Source organism: Mesorhizobium sp. M8A.F.Ca.ET.218.01.1.1 (assembly GCF_004791165.1).
Lineage (GTDB): Bacteria > Pseudomonadota > Alphaproteobacteria > Rhizobiales > Rhizobiaceae > Mesorhizobium.
On the sequence record NZ_SRUZ01000180.1, the window covers coordinates 1 to 296 of the forward strand.

The 296-nt window shown below is 63.5% G+C and carries 1 pseudogene; it reads left to right on the forward strand.

From position 1 onward, the window contains the following. Positions 1-296: pseudogene (locus EN861_RS34915) on the forward strand (DNA primase); the annotation flags it as partial.

Genomic DNA, 296 nt, shown 5'->3' on the forward strand with positions numbered 1-296 from the left:
ACTGGCTGGTGGGTGATGTCAGCAATGCGCCGGGGCGTTCGATGTTTGTCCGCCTCAAGGGATCGGATTCCGGCAAGGGCGCCGCCGGGAAATGGACCGACGCCGCCACCGGCGAGCATGGCGACTTGCTGGACATTATTGGCGAATCTATTGGCCTGGCCGATTTCAAGGACGTGTCCGATGAGGCGCGCGGCTTTCTGTCCATTCCGTCGACGACGAGCGAACCAAACGACCGCTGGGAGCAATCCGGTCCTGTTGACAGCGGCTCCGCCGAGGCCGCGGCTCGGTTGATCTCC